The organism is Enterococcus sp. ZQ21 (assembly GCF_030053755.1).
GTDB classification, from domain to species: Bacteria; Bacillota; Bacilli; order Lactobacillales; family Enterococcaceae; genus Enterococcus_B; species Enterococcus_B lactis.
On record NZ_CP125658.1, the window covers coordinates 255,715 to 278,520 of the forward strand.

16 protein-coding genes and 6 pseudogenes are annotated in these 22,806 nt (G+C 35.6%); 14 read left to right on the plus strand and 8 right to left on the minus strand.

Annotation, left to right across the window (positions count from 1 at the left end; all coding sequences use genetic code 11):
* Positions 1 to 107 precede the first annotated feature (107 nt).
* Together QK255_RS01255 and QK255_RS01260 are read left to right on the plus strand one after the other, a co-directional pair.
* Positions 108 to 1,277 carry an IS256 family transposase gene (locus QK255_RS01255; protein ID WP_194967690.1) on the plus strand — a complete coding sequence of 390 codons (1,170 nt, stop codon included), beginning with the start codon at positions 108 to 110 and terminating at the stop codon, positions 1,275 to 1,277.
* A 234-nt stretch (positions 1,278 to 1,511) separates the two neighbouring features.
* Positions 1,512 to 2,177 carry a hypothetical protein gene (locus QK255_RS01260; RefSeq protein WP_070676860.1) on the plus strand — a complete coding sequence of 222 codons (666 nt, stop codon included), beginning with the start codon at positions 1,512 to 1,514 and terminating at the stop codon, positions 2,175 to 2,177.
* Between the two features lie 42 nt (positions 2,178 to 2,219).
* On the opposite strand, the gene QK255_RS01265 is transcribed toward QK255_RS01260, so the two are convergent.
* Positions 2,220 to 2,795: a thymidine kinase gene (locus QK255_RS01265; RefSeq protein ID WP_070676858.1), complete on the minus strand. Its 576-nt coding sequence runs from the start codon at positions 2,793 to 2,795 to the stop codon at positions 2,220 to 2,222.
* Between the two features lie 195 nt (positions 2,796 to 2,990).
* Positions 2,991 to 3,476: pseudogene (locus QK255_RS01270) on the minus strand (IS256-like element ISEfm2 family transposase); the annotation flags it as partial.
* A 456-nt stretch (positions 3,477 to 3,932) separates the two neighbouring features.
* Here QK255_RS01270 and gadC point away from each other — a divergent pair.
* The gene (gadC, locus tag QK255_RS01275; RefSeq protein ID WP_070544312.1) at positions 3,933 to 5,444 is read left to right on the plus strand and encodes a glutamate/gamma-aminobutyrate antiporter; all 1,512 of its coding nucleotides are present in this window, start codon (positions 3,933 to 3,935) and stop codon (positions 5,442 to 5,444) included.
* A 12-nt stretch (positions 5,445 to 5,456) separates the two neighbouring features.
* The gene (gad, locus tag QK255_RS01280; protein ID WP_070676855.1) at positions 5,457 to 6,857 is read left to right on the plus strand and encodes a glutamate decarboxylase; all 1,401 of its coding nucleotides are present in this window, start codon (positions 5,457 to 5,459) and stop codon (positions 6,855 to 6,857) included.
* Positions 6,858 to 7,021: 164 nt separating this feature from the next.
* On the opposite strand, the gene QK255_RS01285 is transcribed toward gad, so the two are convergent.
* Complete coding sequence (locus QK255_RS01285; RefSeq protein ID WP_070676853.1) at positions 7,022 to 8,458, minus strand: DNA-binding protein; 1,437 nt, start codon at positions 8,456 to 8,458, stop codon at positions 7,022 to 7,024.
* Between the two features lie 224 nt (positions 8,459 to 8,682).
* A protein-coding gene (locus QK255_RS01290) for an IS3 family transposase (protein ID WP_086956687.1) occupies positions 8,683 to 9,845 on the minus strand; the annotation gives its coding sequence in 2 pieces (ribosomal slippage) (positions 8,683 to 9,569 and positions 9,569 to 9,845; 1,164 coding nt in all).
* A 74-nt stretch (positions 9,846 to 9,919) separates the two neighbouring features.
* On the opposite strand from QK255_RS01290, the pseudogene QK255_RS01295 reads away from it, so the two are divergent.
* The 7 genes and pseudogenes from QK255_RS01295 to QK255_RS01325 form a co-directional block, all read left to right on the plus strand.
* A pseudogene (locus QK255_RS01295) lies at positions 9,920 to 10,198 on the plus strand (hypothetical protein); the annotation flags it as partial.
* Between the two features lie 450 nt (positions 10,199 to 10,648).
* The gene (locus QK255_RS01300; RefSeq protein WP_002291914.1) at positions 10,649 to 11,587 is read left to right on the plus strand and encodes a 2-dehydropantoate 2-reductase; all 939 of its coding nucleotides are present in this window, start codon (positions 10,649 to 10,651) and stop codon (positions 11,585 to 11,587) included.
* Between the two features lie 12 nt (positions 11,588 to 11,599).
* The gene (locus tag QK255_RS01305) at positions 11,600 to 12,652 is read left to right on the plus strand and encodes a PTS sugar transporter subunit IIC (RefSeq protein ID WP_002291912.1); all 1,053 of its coding nucleotides are present in this window, start codon (positions 11,600 to 11,602) and stop codon (positions 12,650 to 12,652) included.
* A 265-nt stretch (positions 12,653 to 12,917) separates the two neighbouring features.
* A pseudogene (locus tag QK255_RS01310) lies at positions 12,918 to 13,552 on the plus strand (DUF998 domain-containing protein).
* Positions 13,553 to 13,742: 190 nt separating this feature from the next.
* Positions 13,743 to 14,534 (plus strand): annotated as a pseudogene (msrA, locus tag QK255_RS01315) (peptide-methionine (S)-S-oxide reductase MsrA).
* A gap of 359 nt (positions 14,535 to 14,893) precedes the next feature.
* Positions 14,894 to 15,802: an IS982-like element ISEfm1 family transposase gene (locus tag QK255_RS01320; RefSeq protein WP_086300293.1), complete on the plus strand. Its 909-nt coding sequence runs from the start codon at positions 14,894 to 14,896 to the stop codon at positions 15,800 to 15,802.
* Positions 15,803 to 15,857: 55 nt separating this feature from the next.
* On the plus strand, positions 15,858 to 16,355 hold the full coding sequence (locus tag QK255_RS01325; RefSeq protein ID WP_002292909.1) for a GNAT family N-acetyltransferase: 498 nt from the start codon (positions 15,858 to 15,860) through the stop codon (positions 16,353 to 16,355).
* Between the two features lie 36 nt (positions 16,356 to 16,391).
* Here QK255_RS01325 and QK255_RS01330 read toward each other — a convergent pair.
* Positions 16,392 to 17,075: pseudogene (locus QK255_RS01330) on the minus strand (PHP domain-containing protein).
* Positions 17,076 to 17,253: 178 nt separating this feature from the next.
* Between QK255_RS01330 and QK255_RS01335 the strand changes: the two are divergent.
* Both QK255_RS01335 and QK255_RS01340 read left to right on the plus strand, forming a co-directional pair.
* Positions 17,254 to 17,805: a PDDEXK-like family protein gene (locus QK255_RS01335; protein WP_002292914.1), complete on the plus strand. Its 552-nt coding sequence runs from the start codon at positions 17,254 to 17,256 to the stop codon at positions 17,803 to 17,805.
* A gap of 70 nt (positions 17,806 to 17,875) precedes the next feature.
* On the plus strand, positions 17,876 to 19,045 hold the full coding sequence (locus tag QK255_RS01340; protein WP_002342288.1) for an IS256 family transposase: 1,170 nt from the start codon (positions 17,876 to 17,878) through the stop codon (positions 19,043 to 19,045).
* A 109-nt stretch (positions 19,046 to 19,154) separates the two neighbouring features.
* On the opposite strand, the gene QK255_RS01345 is transcribed toward QK255_RS01340, so the two are convergent.
* Positions 19,155 to 20,333 carry an IS256-like element ISEfm2 family transposase gene (locus tag QK255_RS01345; RefSeq protein WP_104674425.1) on the minus strand — a complete coding sequence of 393 codons (1,179 nt, stop codon included), beginning with the start codon at positions 20,331 to 20,333 and terminating at the stop codon, positions 19,155 to 19,157.
* Between the two features lie 95 nt (positions 20,334 to 20,428).
* Here QK255_RS01345 and QK255_RS01350 point away from each other — a divergent pair.
* Positions 20,429 to 20,638, plus strand: a pseudogene (locus QK255_RS01350) (hypothetical protein); the annotation flags it as partial.
* Between the two features lie 251 nt (positions 20,639 to 20,889).
* Here QK255_RS01350 and QK255_RS01355 read toward each other — a convergent pair.
* Both QK255_RS01355 and QK255_RS01360 read right to left on the minus strand, forming a co-directional pair.
* Positions 20,890 to 21,729 carry an aldo/keto reductase gene (locus QK255_RS01355; RefSeq protein ID WP_002292283.1) on the minus strand — a complete coding sequence of 280 codons (840 nt, stop codon included), beginning with the start codon at positions 21,727 to 21,729 and terminating at the stop codon, positions 20,890 to 20,892.
* A gap of 141 nt (positions 21,730 to 21,870) precedes the next feature.
* Positions 21,871 to 22,698, minus strand: coding sequence for a manganese catalase (locus tag QK255_RS01360; RefSeq protein ID WP_002292285.1), 828 nt, complete (start codon positions 22,696 to 22,698; stop codon positions 21,871 to 21,873).
* Between the last annotated feature and the right edge of the window lie 108 nt (positions 22,699 to 22,806).

Sequence of the window (22,806 nt, forward strand, 5' to 3'; positions counted from 1 at the left end):
GAGTTCAAAACGAGAGAGTGTAAAATATTTTGTGTAAATAGAAAAAAGGAAGTCCCTTCTGTAGAATAGAGTTACCACAACACATTCACAGAAAAGAGGACTTCCATATGAACGATTTTACTACAGAAATTATGGAAACACTAATCAATAAAGGTGATTTAGATGAATTATTTCGATGTCATTTAGAATTAGCTGTTAATTCATTATTGCAGGCTGAATTAACAGCTTTTCTTGATTATGAAAAATATGATCGTGCTGGGTTCAATTCAGTTAATTCCCGTAATGGGAATTATTTACGTTCATTCAGAACAGAGTATGGAGAATTAAATTTGGTGATTCCTAGAGATAGAAATGGTAAGTTTTCTCAACAAACTTTACCAGCTTATAAAAGAACCAATGACTCTTTAGAAACCACTATTATTCAGCTATTTCAAAAAGGAATTACTATGTCTGAAATCTCTAAATTGATTGAAAAAATGTACGGGTATCACTATACGCCACAAACCATTTCAAATATGACTAAAATAGTTTCTGAAGATATTATTGCCTTTAAAGAAAGGTCCTTAGAATCCAGATACTCTGTCATTTTTATGGATGCTACTCACATTCCTTTAAAAAGACAAACTGTTTCAAAAGAAGCAGTTTATATTGTAATTGGCATTCGATTAGATGGAACCAAAGAGGTTCTTGGGTTTAGTATTGCTCCAACTGAATCTGCTTATGTTTGGAAAGAGATTCTTCAAGACCTAAAAGACCGTGGTTTAAAAGAGGTTTTATTAGTCGTAACTGATGGTTTAAGTGGCATTAACGATAGTATTCATAGTGTTTATCCAAATGCTCAATTTCAACAATGTTGTGTCCATATATCTAGAAATATCGCTCATAAGGTTCGTGTTAGTGATCGACAAGAAATCTGTAGCGATTTCAAATTAGTTTATCAAGCAAGTTCAAAAGAAGAAGCAAATAATCAAATAAGGTTTATGATAGATAAATGGAAAAAGCAGTATCCACGAGTGGTTAAATTGCTCATGGATCCTGCTATATTAACCTTTTATAATTTCCCTCCGTCAATCAGAAGAACTATTTATTCAACTAATTTGATTGAAGGTTTTAACAAACAATTAAAGAAATATACCAAAAGAAAAGAGCAATTTCCTAATGAAGAATCTCTGGAGAGATTTCTAGTATCTCAATTCAACAACTATAATCAAAAGTTTCTATGCCGAGTTCATAAAGGTTTTAAAGAAATACATGATACATTAGAATCAATGTTTTAACTTGATCAACAGAATGGGCTTTTCCATTTACACATAATTCTTGACGCAACCTATTCTATTTTAATGGCTTTTTATTTGTTTTTAGTTTAATATTTAATTAAGAATAACATATGTATAGGGGAAAATATGTTAATCATTGAATTTAGGGGGAAAAGAAGTGGGAAGAAAAAAAGTAGTTCATGAGAATGGGAAAAGTTATGTTGTGGTAGAGAAAAAACCTATTTACAAACGGGTATGGTTTTGGATCTTAGCTGTTATTGTTTTTTCGTAATTGTAGGATTAATTGGCGGTACAACTAAGAAAGATGAAGCTGCTGAACCAGCGACAGCATCGTCAAGTAAATCTAATGCAGCAAATTTAGATGAAAAAGAAAAAACAGAGTCAAGTACTAAAGACGTATTTACTCTAGGTGATAGTATTTCAGAACCAGCGGTTGTTGGTGATACTTTCTCTTTTGCACCTAACGATTACAGCGATGAAACGATTGGTATAAAGGTAAATGGTATTCATAATTCGGTAAATGGTATTTCTATTCAAGACATCTTAACGAATGAAAATCAATTTAACCCTGTAGCTAATGATGGCTGGCAGTGGTTAGGTGTTCATGCAAGTATCTTATATCTTGCTGAAGATCTAGATGATGAAAATGCATCTCAAAATATTATGATTGATCCAAGAGTTATCGTTGATAAAAAATTATTGTCACGTGATTCAGTTGTAGAACCAGAAGGAATGGAGAACACTTTTGAACTTTACAACAAAACTACTGTTGATAAATTAATTCCAATTTTAGTTCCAACTGATTTAAATGGTCATGATGTTTTACTTCGTTTTAACGGATTTTTAGGTGAGGATTATAGATACCTAAAAATTTCTGATCCTCAACCTTTAACAGAATAATAAAAAACGTGTAATCAATTATTTGATTACACGTTTTTTATTTCAATCTTCGTTGTAGTAGTGGTTGCGACATACCGAAAGGTAATCTTCATTACCTCCTACTACAATCTGTTCACCTGAATAAACTGGAATACCATCAACAATACGAGCATTCATTACAGCCTTTTTATTGCAAAAATGGCAAATAGTTTTAATTTCCTCAATTTTATCAGCAAATGTCAATAATGCTTCGGATCCCTTGAAGAGATTATTTTGAAAATCATTCCTCAATCCATAGCAAATTACTGGTACTTCCTCATTCATTACGATAAGTGATAGATCAATAATATTCTCTCTACTTAAAAATTGAGACTCATCGACCAAAATACAATCAACTTTTTCGTACTGATCAATAATCTCCACTAATTCTCCGTACACATCCATTTCAGAAGTAATTGCAATAGCTGGTTTCGAAACACCTATACGACTCTCAACTTTTCCAAATCCTGATCGAGTATCTATTGCGCTTGTCATTATGATAACTCTCTTCCCTTGTTCTTCATAATTATGAGCCACTTTCAGTAGCTCAATACTCTTTCCACTATTCATTGTTCCATATCTGTAAAATAATTGTGCCATTAACTTTATTCCCTTCTTTTACAATTCAATTATTCCATAATTCCATCTGCTTTTATGCAGCTGCTCGTTTATTCCTTGATAAGTCTAGAACATCTACTATTCCTAAAACCAATTTATAAGCCATTAGAGATGGTATTCCTGAACATCTCTCATATTGTTTTTTGAGTGGTATATCATCTGAAAAACTGAAGGAATCATGAAAATAGCGACATACTTATCATTTAGAGTTCTAACTTTAAATGCATTTACTTCTTCAGTCAGCACTTTAGTCATGTTGGACATGGTTTGGGGCGTGTAGTGATGCCCATACATTTTCTCAATCAAGTCTGCGATTTCCGACATGGTAATACCTTTTCGGAAGCGGTGAATGACGGTCTCCTCTAAGGTATCATTCGTCCGTCTATAAGCAGGAACAGTCTGTTGCTTGAACTCGCCGTTGCGGTCGCGCGGAATCTGGAGATGAAGTTCCCCGTACTCGGTCTTGACCGTACGGTCATAGGAGCCGTTACGAGAATTACCCGTGTTAAAACCAATGCGATCGTACTTTTCGTAATCGAGGAAAGCCGTTAACTCCGTTTTGAGAAGCGTATTGACAGCTTTTTCCAAATGGACACGGAATAATTCATTCAAATCGCCTTTGTTCGCTAGAGTCTTTAGAATTTCTGTAGTAAAATCGTTCATATGGAAGTCCTCTTTTCTGTGAATGTGTTGTGGTAACTCTATTCTACAGAAGGGACTTCCTTTTTTCTATTTACACAAAATATTTTACACTCTCAACAAAAGTATCTTCGATTAATACTTGCTCAAGTTATGTGCAGCTACGAAAAAGTAGGTACCGAGGTACTTTCTTTTTCGCAGCTTTTTTTGGACTTATGAGAAGTACATTCGCTGGAAGAATACGATATAAAACGAGCTTTTTCACTAAAGATATTAATAGAGTGAAAGAAACAAGCTTTTGTTGTCAGTTTTTTCACTTTTCTAAAAATGAAAATAAAAAATTCTGGAAGTGGAGAAGAATTTTGCTTGCTATACTTTGTCTTGTAGAAAAGAGGTGGACAAAATAATGCAAGCTCAAATAAGCGATTTTCCATAACCTTGGTAGGAATGACAAATTAAATAGGAAAGGGAAGTAATAATATGGATAAAAAAAAGTTATCTCTATTCGGTTTTTTTGCCCTGACAGCTTCCATGGTTTTGACTGTTTATGAGTATCCGACCTTTGCAACATCACAATTACATTTGGTTTTCTTTCTTCTTTTGGGAGGTATTTTATGGTTTCTACCAGTTGCTTTATGTGCTGCAGAAATGGCAACAGTTGAAGGATGGAAAGATGGTGGGATTTTCAGTTGGGTTAGTCAAACTTTAGGAGAACGTTTTGGTTTTGCAGCTATTTTTTTCCAATGGTTTCAAATTACAGTAGGTTTTATTACAATGATCTACTTCATACTAGGAGCGCTGTCGTATGTAATTAATTTTCCAGAGCTTAATACAGATCCATTTATCAAGTTTATTGGTGTATTAGTCATTTTCTGGGTACTGACTTTTTCACAGTTGGGCGGGACCAATCGTACCGCTAAAATTGCTAAAGCAGGATTTGTCATTGGAATTGTTATTCCTTCGATCATTCTCTTTGGTTTAGCAGCAGCCTACTTTATCGGCGGTAATCCGATTCAAATGGCTATTAATGCGAAAGCTTTTATTCCTGACTTTTCTCAGCTTTCAACTTTAGTAGTATTTGTATCTTTTATATTGGCTTATATGGGCGTAGAAGCTTCAGCATCACATATTAATGAGCTGGAAAATCCCCAAAGAAACTACCCATTGGCAATGTTTTTACTAGTGATTTTGGCCATCGCCTTAGATGCAATCGGCGGTTTCTCAGTAGCAGCGGTTATTCCACAACATGACTTGTCTCTCAGTGCTGGTGTAATCCAAACATTTGAAATGCTTATTTTACATTTTAACAGTCATTTGCATTGGTTGGTAAAAGTGATTGCTCTCATGATTGCCTTTGGCGTTATGGGTGAAGTTAGTTCTTGGGTAGTTGGTCCATCACGAGGGATGTTTGCAGCTGCTCAGCGAGGTCTGTTACCAGTTTTCTTCCGGAAAACTAATAAACAAGGCGTTCCAGTTCCGTTGATTATGATACAAGGAATTATCGTTACTATTTGGGCAGCAGTCTTAACTTTTGGTGGAGGAGGCAACAATTTATCATTCTTAGTAGCAATCTCCTTAACTGTTGTCATTTATCTCGTAGGATATTTACTATTTTTCCTAGGTTACTTTGTATTAGTTTTTAAGAAAAAAGACTTAAAACGAACTTACAATGTACCAGGAAAAACTGTTGGCAAAACAATTATCGGTGGAATTGGTTTTATTTTATCAGTGTTCGCATTGCTTATCTCTTTTGTACCACCAGCTTCAATTGCAGCTAGTGAGCACCGAACATACCAAATCATACTACTTATTAGCTTTGTAGTGACTGTTCTTTTACCTTTTATCATTTATGAAGTACATGATAAAAGTGCTCACACAACTATTGAGGAACCTACTCACGTGAAAGCTGAAGACGCTAATCCCGCTGTTTATCCAGCTGCTAGAGGAGAGCACCACGTTACAAAAAATGATGAACATATTTTAAAACATTAGGAGGAATTCATTATGTTATACGGAAAAGATAATCAAGAAGAAAAAAGCTATTTGGAACCAATTTTTGGCTCTGCAAGTGAGGATGTTGACTTGCCTAAATATAAGTTAAACAAAGAATCCATTGAACCACGAATTGCTTATCAATTAGTACAAGACGAGATGTTGGATGAAGGAAATGCGCGATTAAACTTAGCTACTTTTTGTCAAACGTATATGGAACCTGAAGCAGTGAAATTGATGACCCAAACGTTAGAAAAAAATGCAATTGATAAATCAGAATACCCACGAACAACGGAAGTTGAAAACCGCTGTGTAAATATGATTGCTGATTTATGGCATGCTCCAAATAATGAAAAATTCATGGGAACTTCAACGATCGGCTCTTCAGAAGCCTGCATGCTGGGTGGTATGGCCATGAAATTTGCTTGGCGTAAACGTGCTGAAAAATTAGGTCTTGATATTCAAGCAAAAAAACCTAACCTGGTGATCTCTTCTGGTTACCAAGTTTGTTGGGAAAAATTCTGTGTATATTGGGATGTGGAACTGAGAGAAGTCCCAATGGATGAAAAACATATGTCAATTAATCTAGATACTGTCATGGATTATGTGGATGAGTACACAATTGGTATTGTAGGTATTATGGGTATTACTTACACTGGTCGTTATGATGATATCAAGGGTCTGAATGATTTAGTTGAAGCTCACAATAAACAAACTGACTATAAAGTATACATTCATGTTGACGCTGCATCGGGTGGCTTTTATGCACCATTTACTGAACCTGATCTAGTTTGGGATTTTCAATTGAAAAATGTTATCTCAATTAATTCTTCAGGTCACAAATATGGTTTGGTATATCCAGGTGTGGGTTGGGTCTTATGGCGTGACCAACAATACTTACCAGAAGAATTAGTATTTAAAGTTAGTTACTTAGGTGGAGAAATGCCAACTATGGCTATCAACTTCTCTCATAGTGCAGCACAACTAATTGGTCAATACTACAACTTTGTACGCTATGGCTTTGATGGTTATCGTGATATTCACCAAAGAACTCATGATGTTGCTGTTTATTTAGCCAAAGAGATCGAAAAAACTGGTATTTTTGAAATCATTAATGATGGATCAGAATTGCCAGTTGTGTGCTATAAGCTGAAAGAAGATCCCAATCGCGAATGGACACTATATGATTTATCTGATCGTCTGTTAATGAAGGGATGGCAAGTCCCAGCCTACCCATTACCTAAAGACTTGGATCAATTAATTATTCAACGCTTAGTTGTTCGAGCAGACTTTGGAATGAACATGGCTGGTGATTATGTACAAGATATGAACCAAGCAATTGAAGAGTTGAATAAAGCTCATATTGTTTATCATAAAAAACAGGATGTGAAAACGTACGGCTTTACTCACTAAAATTCTTCAGAGAAATATAAAAGAAGTTAATTAACTAATAAAAGGAGTTGTGATTACCACACAGCTCCTTAAATCTATTTGAATAAATATATGATATTCATTTGTTACACTCTCAATCTTAGCTGTTGTTCTATTCATCATTACTCTTATTGTAAGTAGTTCAGTCAAATTTGCTTGTTCAATTGATCGATAACAGTATGAATTGTTTGAAAAGTAATCGGATATATAATTGTTTTCTCACTACCTAAGCCTTCTTGGTATAAAGAACTATCGCAAAGTATAATCCGCTGAGTACAAAAGAAAGTGTCGTCTACTATTTCTCTAAGTTGTTTACAAATGATATTACTAATAGAAAAGTGTTCTCCCAAAATGTCTTCTAACTGTTGTCGATAGTATAAATACCTAAAGTCTGACGGAGCTACTATGAACACTTCAATTGGAGATTTCCGTTTATGCTCATTTAAAAGACTTAAACTAATGGTTAGTTTACGAATAGAATTCTCATTCCAACGCAGAAATAAATTGTTTTGTTTTCGCCATTGTTCAAGAATTTCATGAACTTCTAAGTACAAAGCGCGTTGCTCTTCATTTAACAAGTAAGTCTTATCAGGTTGAAATATCTGAATATCAGCCCAAAGTGAGCGGATAAACGGGAGAAGTGCTTTATCAAAAAGTATCTGATTTTCTTCAGATATATTCAGAGATAAGATAAGTTTTTGACTGAGCTCAATCACCAAAGGGTTATCTGCTACATGGTTTTGATAAACAACGTTCAAGTCTTTTTGTAACAATTCAAAGTTATCGCATAGATAATTTCTAGAGTTGAATAGAAAGTAGATATAAAAGCATTCATCTTCGTCATGACATAAAGAGAAAGAAAGTTGCTCTAATCCTTTCTGTATTAGCTGAAACAAGGGAGTATGTCGGGCAACTCTTTTTTCTTCCTGACTAAAATATATTGGGTTAGTCTTAGATCTCTGCAAACCGATAGCGATACCTAATAAAATAAATTGTTTTTCAACTGTAGGGTAACTTCTTGAAAAAAAATGTTTTTCTACATAATCAATCAATTGTTGACCGCTTTGAATAATTGATTTATTTAGCTGGATCAACTCCGTCCGATTTGTCTCATAGATTATCTTTAGTAACAAACTTCGATAATCCTTTTCAGGAATTTCAAAATGGCCATCAGCATTTAAGTACTGCATTTGTTTAAAAAAATCAATCAACTCATTTCGTAAGTTGTAAACTTTGCTTAACGAAATGAAGGTAGTATCAGCTATATTACTCCAATTGTGTTCCCCTGATAAATAATGTCCTAATACATTGAAAAAGTCAGAGTGCTGATAGATGAGTTGAGTGAGTGCCAACCTCGAAAACGAAGAGTCGAATGCGACTGTAAAGCTACTTCTAGCTTTCTCCACTGAAATAATTTGCTGATGGAGTATGTCGGTAATGCATTCCAAGTCGTTAGTGACAGTGAGTGGGCAAACGTTCAATTGATCTGCTATTTCGCGAATCTGAATGGTCCCTTTTTCGTGTAATTGCTCACAAATGTAAACTTGACGAAAAATACTTTTCTCCAGATAGGTTTCCAACATAGTACTCCTCCTAGTCATTTTATACATAACTATTATAACTCTACCAATCGGAATAGTCCTGTAATATATTGAATCAAAAATATAAATTAGAAAATATGGAATGGCAACAGTTTTTTTGACAAATTTTATAAGGTGCAGAACTTCTTTCCGTATGCTATTCCGATTGTCCTTGACAATGAGCCTCCTCGGATGTGACGATCTTCGGCAGGAGCTAACAGTTAAAGTTAGACTGCCTCGCTAGCGTTAGCACATCCGAGCTCATTATCAAGGATTCGCTGCGCCAATCTCTGGTTACGGTAACCAACCGGTGTCTCGTAGCCAAGTGTACCGTGCAACCGAAGGTGGTTCCACCAATTGACATAGTCAAATAACTCCAAATCCAATTGTTGTAAGGTTTCAAATGTGTATTGATAGACAAATTCTACTTTCAACGACTTATAAGTTGATTCAGCTACGGCATTATCAAAAGGACAGCCTTTATGACTCAATGATCGATTGATGTCAAAAGTTGTTAATAATTCATCAATAGCTTGGTTATCAAACTCTTTTCCACGATCAGTATGAAAAATCTCAACCTCTGTCAGAGGTTGTTTGATACGGCTAAATGCTTTTTTTACTAGAACGGCATCTTTATGTTCTCCACAAGAATAGCCGAGAATTTCTCGATTGAACAGATCCAAAATGAAACAGACATAATTCCATTTTTTCCCGACTCGTACATAAGTCAAGTCTGTTACGATCGCTTCTAATGGGTTGTCTCTTAAGAATTTACGATTCAATACGTTTGTCGTTTTGGCTTCATTGCAAGTAGAATGATGTACTTTAAAATAAGCAACAGTATAGCTCGATTTTAATCCTCTATTTTTCATGATTCTACTAATTTTTCGTCGGCTGATCTGAATGCCTCGTTTTGATAAGGCTTTTTTTATTTTTCTTGAGCCGTAGGCCTTTCGGCTGCGGATAAATTCTTCAGCGACTACTTCTTCAAGTTCTGATTCGTCTTTCTTTGGTTTTGATTGATAATAATAGGACTGACGTGATAGACCTAATATTCTGCACATCGCTGATATAGGGTAAAGATGCTTATTCGCATCGATTACTTGTCTCTTCGTCCGAATATCAGCGCTGCTTGCTTTAAAATATCATTTTCCATTTCTAATTGCTGGTTTCTTTTACGTAGTTCTAACAATTCTTTTTGTTCAGGCGTAAGATTATCTTTTTCTTTGAATGAACCACTCGTTTTAGATTGCTTTACCCATTTGTCAAATGCTGAAGCCGTTAGTTCATATTCTCGAATGATTTCTACACGTGGCTTTCCAGCTAAGTAAAGATTGACGATTTGTTGCTTGAATTCTTGTGAAAAAGTTCTTCGTGTTCTCTTAGACATAAAAATTCCTCCTGGTATGTTTTCTTCTAGTCTACACACCTTAATTTTTCTGTCTAGTTAATTGTAGCCTATCCACTGTGGGGAAATCTTCTTCTAATGATATTTTTTTAGATGGAGATCTTTTTTATCAACTCAATACAAATCACTTGTCTGGCACTGAAAATATAATTTTAAGGACGGAATATGGCAATGAAATATTTGCAAAATATGATGAGATTTTAAAAAATTATTTGGACTGGGCTTGGATAATTCCGGTTGAGTCAGGAGATGCTAAGAAACTGGAGAGATTATTGGGCGATGAACTAATTAATAAAAAAGTACCAATTTTAAATTATTATTCCCATAGACAATAAAAGGCTATTTTTCATGATAATACTAGTTATAACTGTAAAAATGGAAGAAAATCTGGGAAAGAAGTTTTTAAATAAGTGTATTGTTCGATTTTAATAAATAATAAGCAATACCATCCGTCTGTGTTGCGCAACATCGTACTAAAATGAATATTTTTTCACAAAAAGAAAATCATCCATCGAATGAATGGAAGGTTTTAGTATACACGAGGTTAATGCCCCCTCTTTTATAATCAGAGGAGTGAGGTTTTTTCTATGAATGTTTCTATTTTCTTATTGCTAGTCTAGTTTCTCTTACGATGAAATTGGGATTCTATTCCAGTTTTTATTGATTTGCTGATAAAATAACTTGAATGGTGGATATAAACATGATAAATAAGAGAAGAATAACAAAACAAGGTTGTGAAATAATTCTCAAATGAGTATAATAGAAAGAAAAAGGAGGAAGAATCAATGAAAATAGCAATTGCAGGCGCTGGCGCAATGGGAAGTCGCTTTGGGTTAATGCTTCACCAAAGTGGGAACGAAGTATTATTAATCGATGGCTGGGCAGAACATGTCCAACAAATCAAAGAACATGGATTACAAGCAAATTTTAATGGTAAAGAGGTAGAAGCAAAACTACCAATCGTTCTTCAATCCGAAGTAGAAAAAGAAGATCAAGTTGATCTGATTATTCTATTTACCAAAGCGATGCAGCTGGAAAAAATGCTGCAGGATATCCAATCATTAATCAAAAAAGATACAGAGGTCTTATGTCTATTAAATGGTATCGGGCATGAAGATATTATTGAGAAATTTGTACCAATGGAAAATATCTATATTGGAAATACCATGTGGACGGCAGGTCTTGAAGGTCCTGGTCAGGTCAAATTATTTGGAAGTGGTTCAGTAGAATTACAAAATTTAGGTGATGGAAAAGAAGCAGCTGCAAAAAAATTAGCAGACAAATTGTCTGAATCAGGATTAAATGCTCATTTTTCTGACAATATTCACTATTCTATTTATCGCAAAGCATGTGTGAACGGAACAATGAACGGACTATGCACAATCTTAGACGTTAATATGGCTGAGCTAGGAAAAACATCGACTGCTCATAAAATGGTGGCGACGATTGTCAATGAGTTTGCCAAAGTAGCAGCAGTAGAGAAGATTGAACTAGATGTCCCAGAAGTCATTGCACATTGTGAATCTTGTTTTGACCCGGAAACAATTGGGTTACATTATCCTTCAATGTATCAAGACTTGATTAAGAACCATCGATTAACAGAAATCGATTATATCAATGGCGCAATTTCTAGAAAAGGGAAGAAATATGGTGTTGCGACGCCTTATTGTGATTTCTTGACTGAGCTTGTCCATGCAAAAGAAGATAGTTTGAACGTAAAATAAAGGAGAGATTGAATGGAAACTTCACAAAAAATATCACCGAAAATTTTTCTGAATAAAGTCCTCGCTGGTACAGCAACAGGAATCATTATTGGATTGATTCCTAATGCAGTATTAGGTGCCATTTTAAAATATTTTAGTGCGTATCCCTTTGCGGTAACGATCGCACAGTTAGCAGTTATTTTTCAACTAGCAACACCTTTGATCATTGGTGGTTTGATTGCCTTACAATTTGGATTTGATCCGATGAGAATGATGGTTGTAGCCGGAGCTTCTTTTGTTGGTTCTGGTGTAGTCAAATTCACACCTGATTTGGGTGAAACGGGTGTTTACGTTGGTGCTGGTACAGGCGATATTATTAATACGATGCTGACAGCATCGATTGCTGTCGGGCTGATTTTACTGATTGGAAATAGTTTTGGGTCAGTGTCGATTGTGTTAACACCGATTGTTGTAGGTGTAGGTGCAGGTTTACTTGGTTTTTATTTATTCCCTTTTGTAACAGCAATTACTTCTGCAATTGGATCATTGATTAATAACTTCACTACCTTACAACCGCTGTTAATGTCTATCTTGATTGGTTGTTCCTTTGCCTTTTTGATTATCTCTCCTATTTCAACAGTAGCAATCGGAATGGCAATCCAACTAGATGGTGTTTCTGCTGGTGCGGCTGCGATGGGCGTAGCTGCAACCACTTTTGTTTTAGTAGTGAACTCTTGGAAGGTTAATAAGTCAGGTGTGACAATTGCGATTGCTTTAGGCGCTATGAAGATGATGATGCCTAATCTATTTAGAAAACCTGTGATTCTTATTCCTTGTTTAGTTAGTGCAGTGATTACAGCTATTCCTGTCGCTCTATTTTCTATTTCAGGTACGCCTGCTTCTGCTGGTTTCGGCGTGGTCGGACTTGTTGGTCCGTTGGCTTCTTTAGATGCAGGGCTAAATGGCTTTCTTGTTGTTCTTTGTTGGTTAGTCATCCCTGTTTTTGCGGCACTAATTACTCAATTTTTATGCGAGAAAGTATTTAAACTGTATGATCGAGAAGAAGTCTTCAAATTTTTAGGCTAGTAGATTTTACTAAGAAATTTTCAATCAATGGATGCGTAAGTGAGATGTCAACAACATCTGACTTACGTTTTTTTGCCTTTTTGAGTAGGAGATTGATGCTGACAACTGAACTCTTCAGTGCCATTCGATTTTTTAAAATGTAGAAGAAACTCACCTTTATGTTATTGATTGTTCAAAAGGCAACTAGAATAAAAATATGTGTTAAAATGAGAAAAAATTTGATTGTTGGATGTATCGAATAATCACTAAAAAGTAGGGGAAGAAAATGATTTTTTTGCAAAAATATGGTTTTTATTTTTTATTATTAGGTGTGATTAGTGATTTATCGACACCGTATATCCTTGGCCTTTTTTATCCCAAACTGAATCAAATGACTACCGTAATTAGTGTGTTTGGTGACGTAGATAGTCCAGTCAGACGTGCTTTCTTGGTCTGGTCAGTTGTATCTGGACTTTTTTTGTTCTTTCGTTGCCTGCGTTGTATCACCTATTTATTGGAACATCAAAAACACTTGCAATACTTGCTGTTGCAACAGTTGGTTTATATGGGATAGGTGATTGTATTTTTACTGGGTTATTCAGTATCAATACGAATGAAAGCTCTTGAAATCTATCGACTTGGATCCATAATATAGGTTCTGGGCTAGGCTATGCAGGCTTTCTACTTTTCCCATTGTTACTTGTTCTGCTTTATCGTCAAAGTGGTCAAGGTACGCTTAGCCATTTTTATCTTGTTTTAACAGTTATTAGTTTACTAATCGCAGGTCTTTACGGATTAGCACGGATTCCGTCGATTAGTCAGTTTGCCTTCTTTAAGCAATTGGGCTTCTTTCAACGCTTAAGTTTTTTCTTTAACTATTTGCCGATGATTTGTTTAAGTTTTTTTCAACTACGAAAGTAGAAAAAGCAGTGTGAAGCTGATTAAGTAAAAGAATTTCTCTATGGGTAACCATTCGTGTGGATGTGTTCGACTAAGAATAGAGATGAGGAGAGCGAAAAGCAAGTTAGTCTTAACTTGTTATGCGTTGTGCTAAATTTCAGGTAGTCATTTTTTGAATGAATAAGAAGAAAACTTGAAAGAGGGTGACTTCATGTTAGATGTGGAGCAGATGGAAATAGACCTTTATAATATTATTTTAAATCGAAATACAAGAGAATGGGAAAGAACACAATTTGAAGAGGCAAAAGAAGACCTAGCAAAAATGTCGATAAAGCAGGTGATAGAAAAACTAGAGGTCAACTTGCGTCCGCTAGCACTACGAGATAATTTGACACCAGATGCGATGGATTTTTATTTAAGAATCACAGGGGAGTCAGCGAGTGCAAAGGCTTATGATTATGCCAAACATAAGATAACTTCACCCTTATACCAAGAACGGGCGATTTTTGCCGGTGGCTGTTTCTGGTGTATGGTTGAGCCTTTTGAAACAAAACCAGGTGTAATCTCAGTGTTATCTGGTTATACAGGTGGAGAGACCAAAAAACCAAATTACGATCAAGTCAGTGGTGGATATACTGGGCATGTTGAAGCTGTTGAGATCATATTTGATACACGTCAAATAACCTATGAAGAGCTGTTGGAGATTTATTGGCAAATTTCAGACCCTACAGATGCCTTTGGTCAATTTCAAGATCGGGGGAAACAATATCGTTCAATTCTATTTGTTGTTAATGAAAAGCAAAGGCAATTGGCTGAAAAATCAAGAGAACAACTGATTCAATCTAACCGATTTAGCCGTCCTATCGTTACAGAGATTCGCCAAGCAAAGACTTTTTAGCCAGCTGAAAATCATCATCAACAATTTTATCAGAAGCAACCTAAAAGATATAAAAAGATCAAGCATTCGCATCAGCTTCATTTATTTTTTCAGCGACATAGATAGAGGAAGGTTGTGGCGCAAAGCATTCAGCTTCAAGTCGCAAGGAAACAGGAGGTATGACAAGTCTTTTGTCACAACTCCTGTTTTTTTACTAGCCTTTATTTCCATGTGAAAGAGAATTCGAATTGTAGAATCTTGATTTTTCTATGGAATTTTGTAGAGAATCATCTTGATAATTAATAGACACCTAATCGAATTCCACATTAATGATGAACTAAATTCCGTATAAAAGCGCAAACAATAACTATAAAACCCGTGGTGCTAGTTAATTTTTTCCTAGAGGAAAATGTCTAAACATGTTGGTAAATCAACAAAAAAACGCATATAGTAGTCTCAAAACTCCCAAGAAATGAGGACTACATATGCGTTCATCAAAATATACTGAACATTATACAGATACTTTTATAACATTCAAGGAAATTATGAGAACTGTTTCTAACATATACCACAATTGTGTACCAGATAAGATTAAAAACCGAAGAAATACTGATCAACTGAAGCAACGCGATACAGTGATTATTGCTTGTGTTATATGGGGCATAATTAATGGCTATACTAGCCAAAGAGCCACGTATAGAGCGGTTTGTTCCGTCTTATTTCCTAATGGTGACTTTCCTAGTAGGAGTCGATTCACTCGCTTAAGTTTAAACTTAGCTTACACTATCAAGATTATTCGATACTTTTTCATCAAGAAGCTCACCAAAGGTGAACTAGTCGGAATTATAGATAGTTTTCCTAGTCCATTATGTAAACCAGTTAGAAATAGACAAGCAAAACTATTGAATCAAATAGCCAAAGTTGGCTATAACTCAACAAAAAAATCTTATTTTTATGGTCTTAAAATTCATATAATCGTTACTAAGACTGGCTTTCCGATTACTTACTCAATCACGAATCCAGGTGTCCATGACGTGAAAGTGTTAGAGACTTTATCGGAAGAAGCGAATCTTCCCAATATCCTAGGGGACAAAGGATATATTAGCCATAAAATCCATGAAAAGCTTGCCCTTAAGGGCATTACTATATCCGTTCCGCCACGTAAAAACATGGATAAATCAGAAAAACTAGACCACAGCTTACTTGGAAAACAAAGAAAAACAGTTGAGACTGTTTTTTCTTCCTTAGAAAAATTAGGTTGTCAAAATTTCAACTCACGTTCTGTTAAAGTGCTAGAGAGTAGATTTGAAAGCATATTACTGGCTTACAGTGTTCTATTAAGTCGAGCACAACGACGTTTTGAAGGAACTTTGAGATATTCTTTAGGATATTAAAATTAACTAGCACCACGGGTGATTTATAGTATACTATGTCAAAAGGAGGAGTTAGATGAACAATCAAATCACACTAGCGTATTTAGATTATGATGATCTAGATGCTTTACAAGTTGTAAGTGTTGTCAGTTTTTATGAATCGTTTATCGATGGCGCAGATCCACTTGATATGCAAGGATATTTACAGACACAATTGACAACTGAAATATTGGCAGTAGAATTGGCACAGTCAACCAGTAAATTTATTGGTATTAAGGATCATCAAATACTCATTGGTTATATGAAAGTCAATGATGAAAAAGATGCTATAGAGATTCAACGGCTCTATCTGCTCAAAGATTATCAAAACAAAGGGTTAGGGCAACGGTTACTCGATGAAGCGAATCGTTATGCTAAAACGAAACATAAACGTTATTTACGTTTGGCTGTTTATGAAAAAAATCATGCAGGTATTCGTTTTTATGAACGTCATGGATTTAAAAAAATCGGGATCAAACATTTTCCTTTAGGAAAACAAGATCGTATTTGTCCGATTTTAGAAAAAGAAATCTAAAAAAACGTCCTCACTTTTGATGCTGAGGACGTTTTTTTAGACTGGTAATGGAACCATAATTCGCTTTCCTTTTTGATAAATCGCTAATTCCGTCACATCTTTTGCTTTTAACAGAGCAAAAAGATCATCGAAATGGAAACGGAAATGTTCAAGGTAATGCCCATCTGATCCAACACTAAACAAGGTACCACCACGTGAAAGATATAAATCGATGACATATTCATATAACGCTAAATTGTCATACAAGTAAGCGCTCTTAGCATTTAATTCGAATGCCAATTTATTTTTGATTACTTGATCTAGAATCGGTAAAAACTACGCTTCATATTGTTTAAATTCAGCAACGGATAGACCAAATACCCGAAAACCATAGTCAAAATGAGCAAAGACATCTGCTTCTATAACAACTAGTGCTTCTGAAAGTTGTGCAAAATACTGAGGAATCACAATAGCAGGATCCATATCTTTGACTTCGTCATCTAAATAATCAAATTGACCATTATGATGCACACTGAGTAATTTTAAATCGTAATCTTTATCGGCTAAATAGTCGATGATCCGATCCTTTTCAGAAGCGATGTAACCGATTTTGATGCCTTTTAAAACACGATTGCCAAAACGCTTATTTAAGCTATTGATTGTTTGACTGTACATTTCATAATCGGGGATATCATCGACTTTAGTAACAGGATTGGCTAAGTCAAAATGTTCAGTTGTCACGACGTAACCATCGTAGTTTGTTAAATAGTCCTCATTTCTTGGGAGTTTTGAGACTACTATATGCGTTTTTTTGTTGATTTACCAACATGTTTAGACATTTTCCTCTAGGAAAAAATTAACTAGCACCACGGGTACAAATACGTAAAATTTTAGTTAGAATAATGGCAAGGAGAAAAACATGATAGATGAAAAAAAGTGTTTAAAAAATCTATTGGAGGATATGGATGATATTGAAGAAAAACTATCTAAATGGACTGGGAAAACAAATATATTTCAGATACTTAAGCTATCTAAAAATGAAATAAGACATAGTAATTTTTTAGCTTTTTTGTTTGCTCCAAATGAAACCCACAATTTATCTGATGAGTTTTTTAAAATGTTTTTGAAAAGGTATATAGATTCTAATGATGATACCAAAGCTGCTATCAATTATTTTGATGCTTTACTTAATAGCTATGAAGATTTAATTGTTTACAGAGAAAATAAGAATATTGATATTTTATTGGTATCGGAAAAAAATAAAATAGTGGTGTGCATCGAAAATAAAATTCTGTCTTCGGAGTCTGGAGGGCAACTTAATAAATACCAAAGATATATAGAACGCAATTATTCTAACTATAAAAAAATTTTTGTTTTTTTAACTCCAGATGGAAATGCACCCACAAATCCTAGTTGGGGCATAATTACTTACAAGAATATCGTTGAAGAGAGTGTAAAATATTTTGTGTAAATAGAAAAAAGGAAGTCCCTTCTGTAGAATAGAGTTACCACAACACATTCACAGAAAAGAGGACTTCCATATGAACGATTTTACTACAGAAATTATGGAAACACTAATCAATAAAGGTGATTTAGATGAATTATTTCGATGTCATTTAGAATTAGCTGTTAATTCATTATTGCAGGCTGAATTAACAGCTTTTCTTGATTATGAAAAATATGATCGTGCTGGGTTCAATTCAGTTAATTCCCGTAATGGGAATTATTTACGTTCATTCAGAACAGAGTATGGAGAATTAAATTTGGTGATTCCTAGAGGTAGAAATGGTAAGTTTTCTCAACAAACTTTACCTGCTTATAAAAGAACCAATGACTCTTTAGAAACCACTATTATTCAGCTATTTCAAAAAGGAATTACTATGTCTGAAATCTCTGAATTGATTGAAAAAATGTACGGGTATCACTATACGCCACAAACCATTTCAAATATGACTAAAATAGTTTCTGAAGATATTATTGCCTTTAAAGAAAGGTCCTTAGAATCCAGATACTCTGTCATTTTTATGGATGCTACTCACATTCCTTTAAAAAGACAAACTGTTTCAAAAGAAGCAGTTTATATTGTAATTGGCATTCGATTAGATGGAACCAAAGAGGTTCTTGGGTTTAGTATTGCTCCAACTGAATCTGCTTATGTTTGGAAAGAGATTCTTCAAGACCTAAAAGACCGTGGTTTAAAAGAGGTTTTATTAGTCGTAACTGATGGTTTAAGTGGCATTAACGATAGTATTCATAGTGTTTATCCAAATGCTCAATTTCAACAATGTTGTGTCCATATATCTAGAAATATCGCTCATAAGGTTCGTGTTAGTGATCGACAAGAAATCTGTAGCGATTTCAAATTAGTTTATCAAGCAAGTTCAAAAGAAGAAGCAAATAATCAAATAAGGTTTATGATAGATAAATGGAAAAAGCAGTATCCACGAGTGGTTAAATTGCTCATGAATCCTGCTATATTAACCTTTTATAATTTCCCTCCGTCAATCAGAAGAACTATTTATTCAACTAATTTGATTGAAGGTTTTAACAAACAATTAAAGAAATATACCAAAAGAAAAGAGCAATTTCCTAATGAAGAATCTCTGGAGAGATTTCTAGTATCTCAATTCAACAACTATAATCAAAAGTTTCTATGCCGAGTTCATAAAGGTTTTAAAGAAATACATGATACATTAGAATCAATGTTTTAACTTGATCAACAGAATGGGCTTTTTCATTTACACATAATTCTTGACGCAACCCAAACAGGGAGCGTCAATAATTTTGTGTAAATAACTCGTCCTTCTGCAAAATAATGGGTTACTCAGTAAACATTGAAGCTAATGTATCCGTCACTTGTTGGAAGCCTTTATGGCTTCTATTTAAGAATTTTTGATTGTATGTATCAAAGATGGATACTAGGAAACGCTCTAATGATTCTTCATTTTGAAACTGCTCTTTTCTGCGGCTGTATTTCTTGATTTGTTTATTGAAAGATTCGATTAAATTAGTTGAGTAAATGCTTCGGCGGATACCAGGCGGAAACTCATAAAAAGTCAATAAATCTTGATTTTTTATCAGTGACTGCGTCACTTTAGGATAAGTTTTCTGCCACTTCTCAATCTTACTCCCTAAAAAGGTATTTGCCTCTTCCTTTGAGCTAGCTTGATAAACAGCCTTAAAATCATCACAGATTTCTTTTCGATCTTTGACACGTACTTTATGAGCAATATTACGGAAAACGTGAACACAGCAATGTTGGTATTTAGCTTTAGGATAAATCTGGTGAATCGTATCTTTCATGCCTTTTAAGCCATCGGTAATAAACAGTAAGACATCATGAACCCCTCTGGAGTAAATGTCCTGTAACAACTCATTCCAAACGTAGGTCGATTCAGTCGGAGCAATCGCATAACTTAGTACTTCTTTAGTGCCGTCTTCTCGTATACCAATGGCAATATAGATTGCTTCTTTGGAGACGGTTTGCCGTTTTAAAGGAATATAAGTAGCATCCATGAAAATAGCGACATACTTATCATTTAGAGTTCTAACTTTAAATGCATTTACTTCTTCAGTCAGCACTTTAGTCATGTTGGACATGGTTTGGGGCGTGTAGTGATGCCCATACATTTTCTCAATCAAGTCTGCGATTTCCGACATGGTAATACCTTTTCGGAAGCGGTGAATGACGGTCTCCTCTAAGGTATCATTCGTCCGTCTATAAGCAGGAACAGTCTGTTGCTTGAACTCGCCGTTGCGGTCGCGCGGAATCTGGAGATGAAGTTCCCCGTACTCGGTCTTGACCGTACGGTCATAGGAGCCGTTACGAGAATTACCCGTGTTAAAACCAATGCGATCGTACTTTTCGTAATCGAGGAAAGCCGTTAACTCCGTTTTGAGAAGCGTATTGACAGCTTTTTCCAAATGGACACGGAATAATTCATTCAAATCGCCTTTGTTCGCTAGAGTCTTTAGAATTTCTGTAGTAAAATCGTTCATATGGAAGTCCTCTTTTCTGTGAATGTGTTGTGGTAACTCTATTCTACAGAAGGGACTTCCTTTTTTCTATTTACACAAAATATTTTACACTCTCGATTAAGGGGATGGATCAAAAAGTGGGGCCTACTTCAACGGTGATTGGCGCTACGATTCTTAATACCATTATCGTCTAAGTTTGCCAACAATTGAAACAAGCAGGAATCGATTATCCGCCCATCTTTTATTCCGCAGATATGGATGGCGGCGATGAATTGAACCAATCATTGTTTGAACAATACAAAGAAGCCATTCATTATCAGTTGTAACGATGATTGTACAGAAGTTTTAACTCAGAAAAAGAACTGTGAAAAAAGCATAATCCAAATGAAAACTGATCGTGTCAGAAGTTTTTACTTCTCATAAAATAGCAGCAAGACTTCAGTAGAGCCTTGCTGCTAGTAGATCTAAGGAATTCAATTGGGGCAAGTCATCTCGCAGTTCTTTTTTTGTGACCATTCCAATTCCTATAATTGATGTGAGCCTATGAAATCCCTCAGGAGCTTTATGCTGTCTCACTTTACTCAAATTCTTCATATTCATTCGGATCTTGACCTTCAATACGTCCATCTTCTTTGTTCAAGCGATTGATTGCATTGATTTCTTCTTCAGTCAATTCAAAGTCAAAAATAGCTAAGTTTTCTCGCTGATGGCTCAGGTTTCGGGATTTTGGTAGTGGTAGAATCCCGCGATCGACGTGCCAGCGTAAGATGACTTGACCCGCAGATTTTTGATATTTATTTGCTAGATCAGTGATGATGGATTCTTTGAGCGCCGCGCTGCCGCGACCTAATGGACTACATGCTTCAGTAATGATCCCACGTTTTCTGTTTTCTGCTACCATTTGTTCTTGGACCCAGTAAGGATGGATCTCGATTTGATTGATGGCTGGTGTGACACCAGTTGCCTCAATAATGGCATCTAAATGTTCAGGTTCAAAGTTAGATACACCAATAGAACGAATCAAACTTAATTTTTGCGCAGTCACTAACGCCTGCCACGCTTCAATGTACTTGCCGCGTTTAGGCAGTGGCCAGTGGATCAAAAAGGCGTCAAAGTAATCTAATCCCATGCGCGCCAGCGATTCTTGAATACTGGTCAGTGCATCATCATATCCATGATATTTTCCTGGTAATTTTGAGGTGATATAAAACTCAGAACGAGGGACACCGGATCGGCGAATCGCTTTACCGACGATTCCTTCATTGTCATAGTTCGTTGACGAATCAATCAAACGATAGCCATCTGCAATCGCTGCTTGCAACTGGCTTAAGCCTTCGCCACCGCGAATTTGATAGGTACCGATGCCCACGGCTGGGCGCATATTGCCCTCATTTAGTGTAAGTAAAGGTGCTTTCATATAATGATTTCTCCTTTTTCTTATACATTCTACTCTAACGCTTTTTTAGCTTTAAGGTAACCAACTTGCTCAATAAGACAAGAAAAGAGCAATGATTTCTTGTGAATGGAATCATTGCTCTTTTTATTCGTTTCGATCAATTTATTTTTCAGGTGGCGTGCCATACATTTTTGGTGTGACAGGATCTAGTTTTGGCGCTTTGCCTTCAACTTTAGGTGTAGAAAGCCATTGGTATTCACCTTCACCATCAAGTGCTTTTCCTTTTGCCCAAGAGCCTTCTTTACTTTGATCTCCTTCAGAGAAATTGTAAAAGTCATAGGCGATGTCTAACCGTTCTTCATTACGAGGGAAAGTGCTCGGTACTAAGATTGTACCCTCTTTTTCTTCAAGTTCTTTGACAGCTTGTGCCCAAAGGTTTTGGTGATAGCTGTCCCGAGCTAATAGCACGGATAAGAGGCCTTTAACTCCACGGTCATCAATCATTTCATAGATTCGAGCGACTTGTAATCGTCCTTGTGATTCTGCATTTAAATTGGCACGGAAGTCTGCCAGTAAATTACCGCTGGCAATGATATAAACGCCACTCCATGGATTACCGACACTGTCAGCTGGACGTGGTCCTAAGCCAGCAACGATCGCATGTTGTGGATTCATTCCAGAGATAATTGCGCCAATTGCTGGGTCTTTTTTCATTGCGGCTTCTTGATCTTCTACCGGTGCACCTTCTAATAAACGAGCAACCATTGTAGCAAGCATTTCAACGTGTCCAATTTCTTCTGTCGCAATGTCCATCAACATATCTTTGTACTTTTCTTCTCCACGGCAGCTCCAACCTTGGAAGAGATACTGCATTGCTACACTCATTTCGCCATACTGGCCACCGATCAATTCTTGAAGATACTTCGCAATTAATGGATTTGGTTTGTCTGGTTTTGCTTCGAACTGTAGTTCTTTCTGATGTAGAAACATAGTTGTCCTCCTCTAAAATGATTTTTATTGGGCCCAAAAATATTCTCTCACGTTTATTTAGAATGGTCTGATCAAACGCTTGCTTTATTTCCGTATTAATAAAAACCG

Excerpts from the sequence above, each read along its gene's own strand:
- QK255_RS01255 (WP_194967690.1), top strand. The coding sequence starts at position 108 with ATGAACGATTTTACTACAGAAATTATGGAAACACTAATCAATAAAGGT.
- QK255_RS01260 (WP_070676860.1), top strand. The coding sequence starts at position 1,512 with ATGGTTTTGGATCTTAGCTGTTATTGTTTTTTCGTAATTGTAGGATTA.
- QK255_RS01265 (WP_070676858.1), bottom strand. The coding sequence starts at position 2,795 with ATGGCACAATTATTTTACAGATATGGAACAATGAATAGTGGAAAGAGT.
- gadC (WP_070544312.1), top strand. The coding sequence starts at position 3,933 with ATGGATAAAAAAAAGTTATCTCTATTCGGTTTTTTTGCCCTGACAGCT.
- gad (WP_070676855.1), top strand. The coding sequence starts at position 5,457 with ATGTTATACGGAAAAGATAATCAAGAAGAAAAAAGCTATTTGGAACCA.
- QK255_RS01285 (WP_070676853.1), bottom strand. The coding sequence starts at position 8,458 with ATGTTGGAAACCTATCTGGAGAAAAGTATTTTTCGTCAAGTTTACATT.
- QK255_RS01300 (WP_002291914.1), top strand. The coding sequence starts at position 10,649 with ATGAAAATAGCAATTGCAGGCGCTGGCGCAATGGGAAGTCGCTTTGGG.
- QK255_RS01305 (WP_002291912.1), top strand. The coding sequence starts at position 11,600 with ATGGAAACTTCACAAAAAATATCACCGAAAATTTTTCTGAATAAAGTC.
- QK255_RS01320 (WP_086300293.1), top strand. The coding sequence starts at position 14,894 with ATGCGTTCATCAAAATATACTGAACATTATACAGATACTTTTATAACA.
- QK255_RS01325 (WP_002292909.1), top strand. The coding sequence starts at position 15,858 with ATGAACAATCAAATCACACTAGCGTATTTAGATTATGATGATCTAGAT.
- QK255_RS01335 (WP_002292914.1), top strand. The coding sequence starts at position 17,254 with ATGATAGATGAAAAAAAGTGTTTAAAAAATCTATTGGAGGATATGGAT.
- QK255_RS01340 (WP_002342288.1), top strand. The coding sequence starts at position 17,876 with ATGAACGATTTTACTACAGAAATTATGGAAACACTAATCAATAAAGGT.
- QK255_RS01345 (WP_104674425.1), bottom strand. The coding sequence starts at position 20,333 with ATGAACGATTTTACTACAGAAATTCTAAAGACTCTAGCGAACAAAGGC.
- QK255_RS01355 (WP_002292283.1), bottom strand. The coding sequence starts at position 21,729 with ATGAAAGCACCTTTACTTACACTAAATGAGGGCAATATGCGCCCAGCC.
- QK255_RS01360 (WP_002292285.1), bottom strand. The coding sequence starts at position 22,698 with ATGTTTCTACATCAGAAAGAACTACAGTTCGAAGCAAAACCAGACAAA.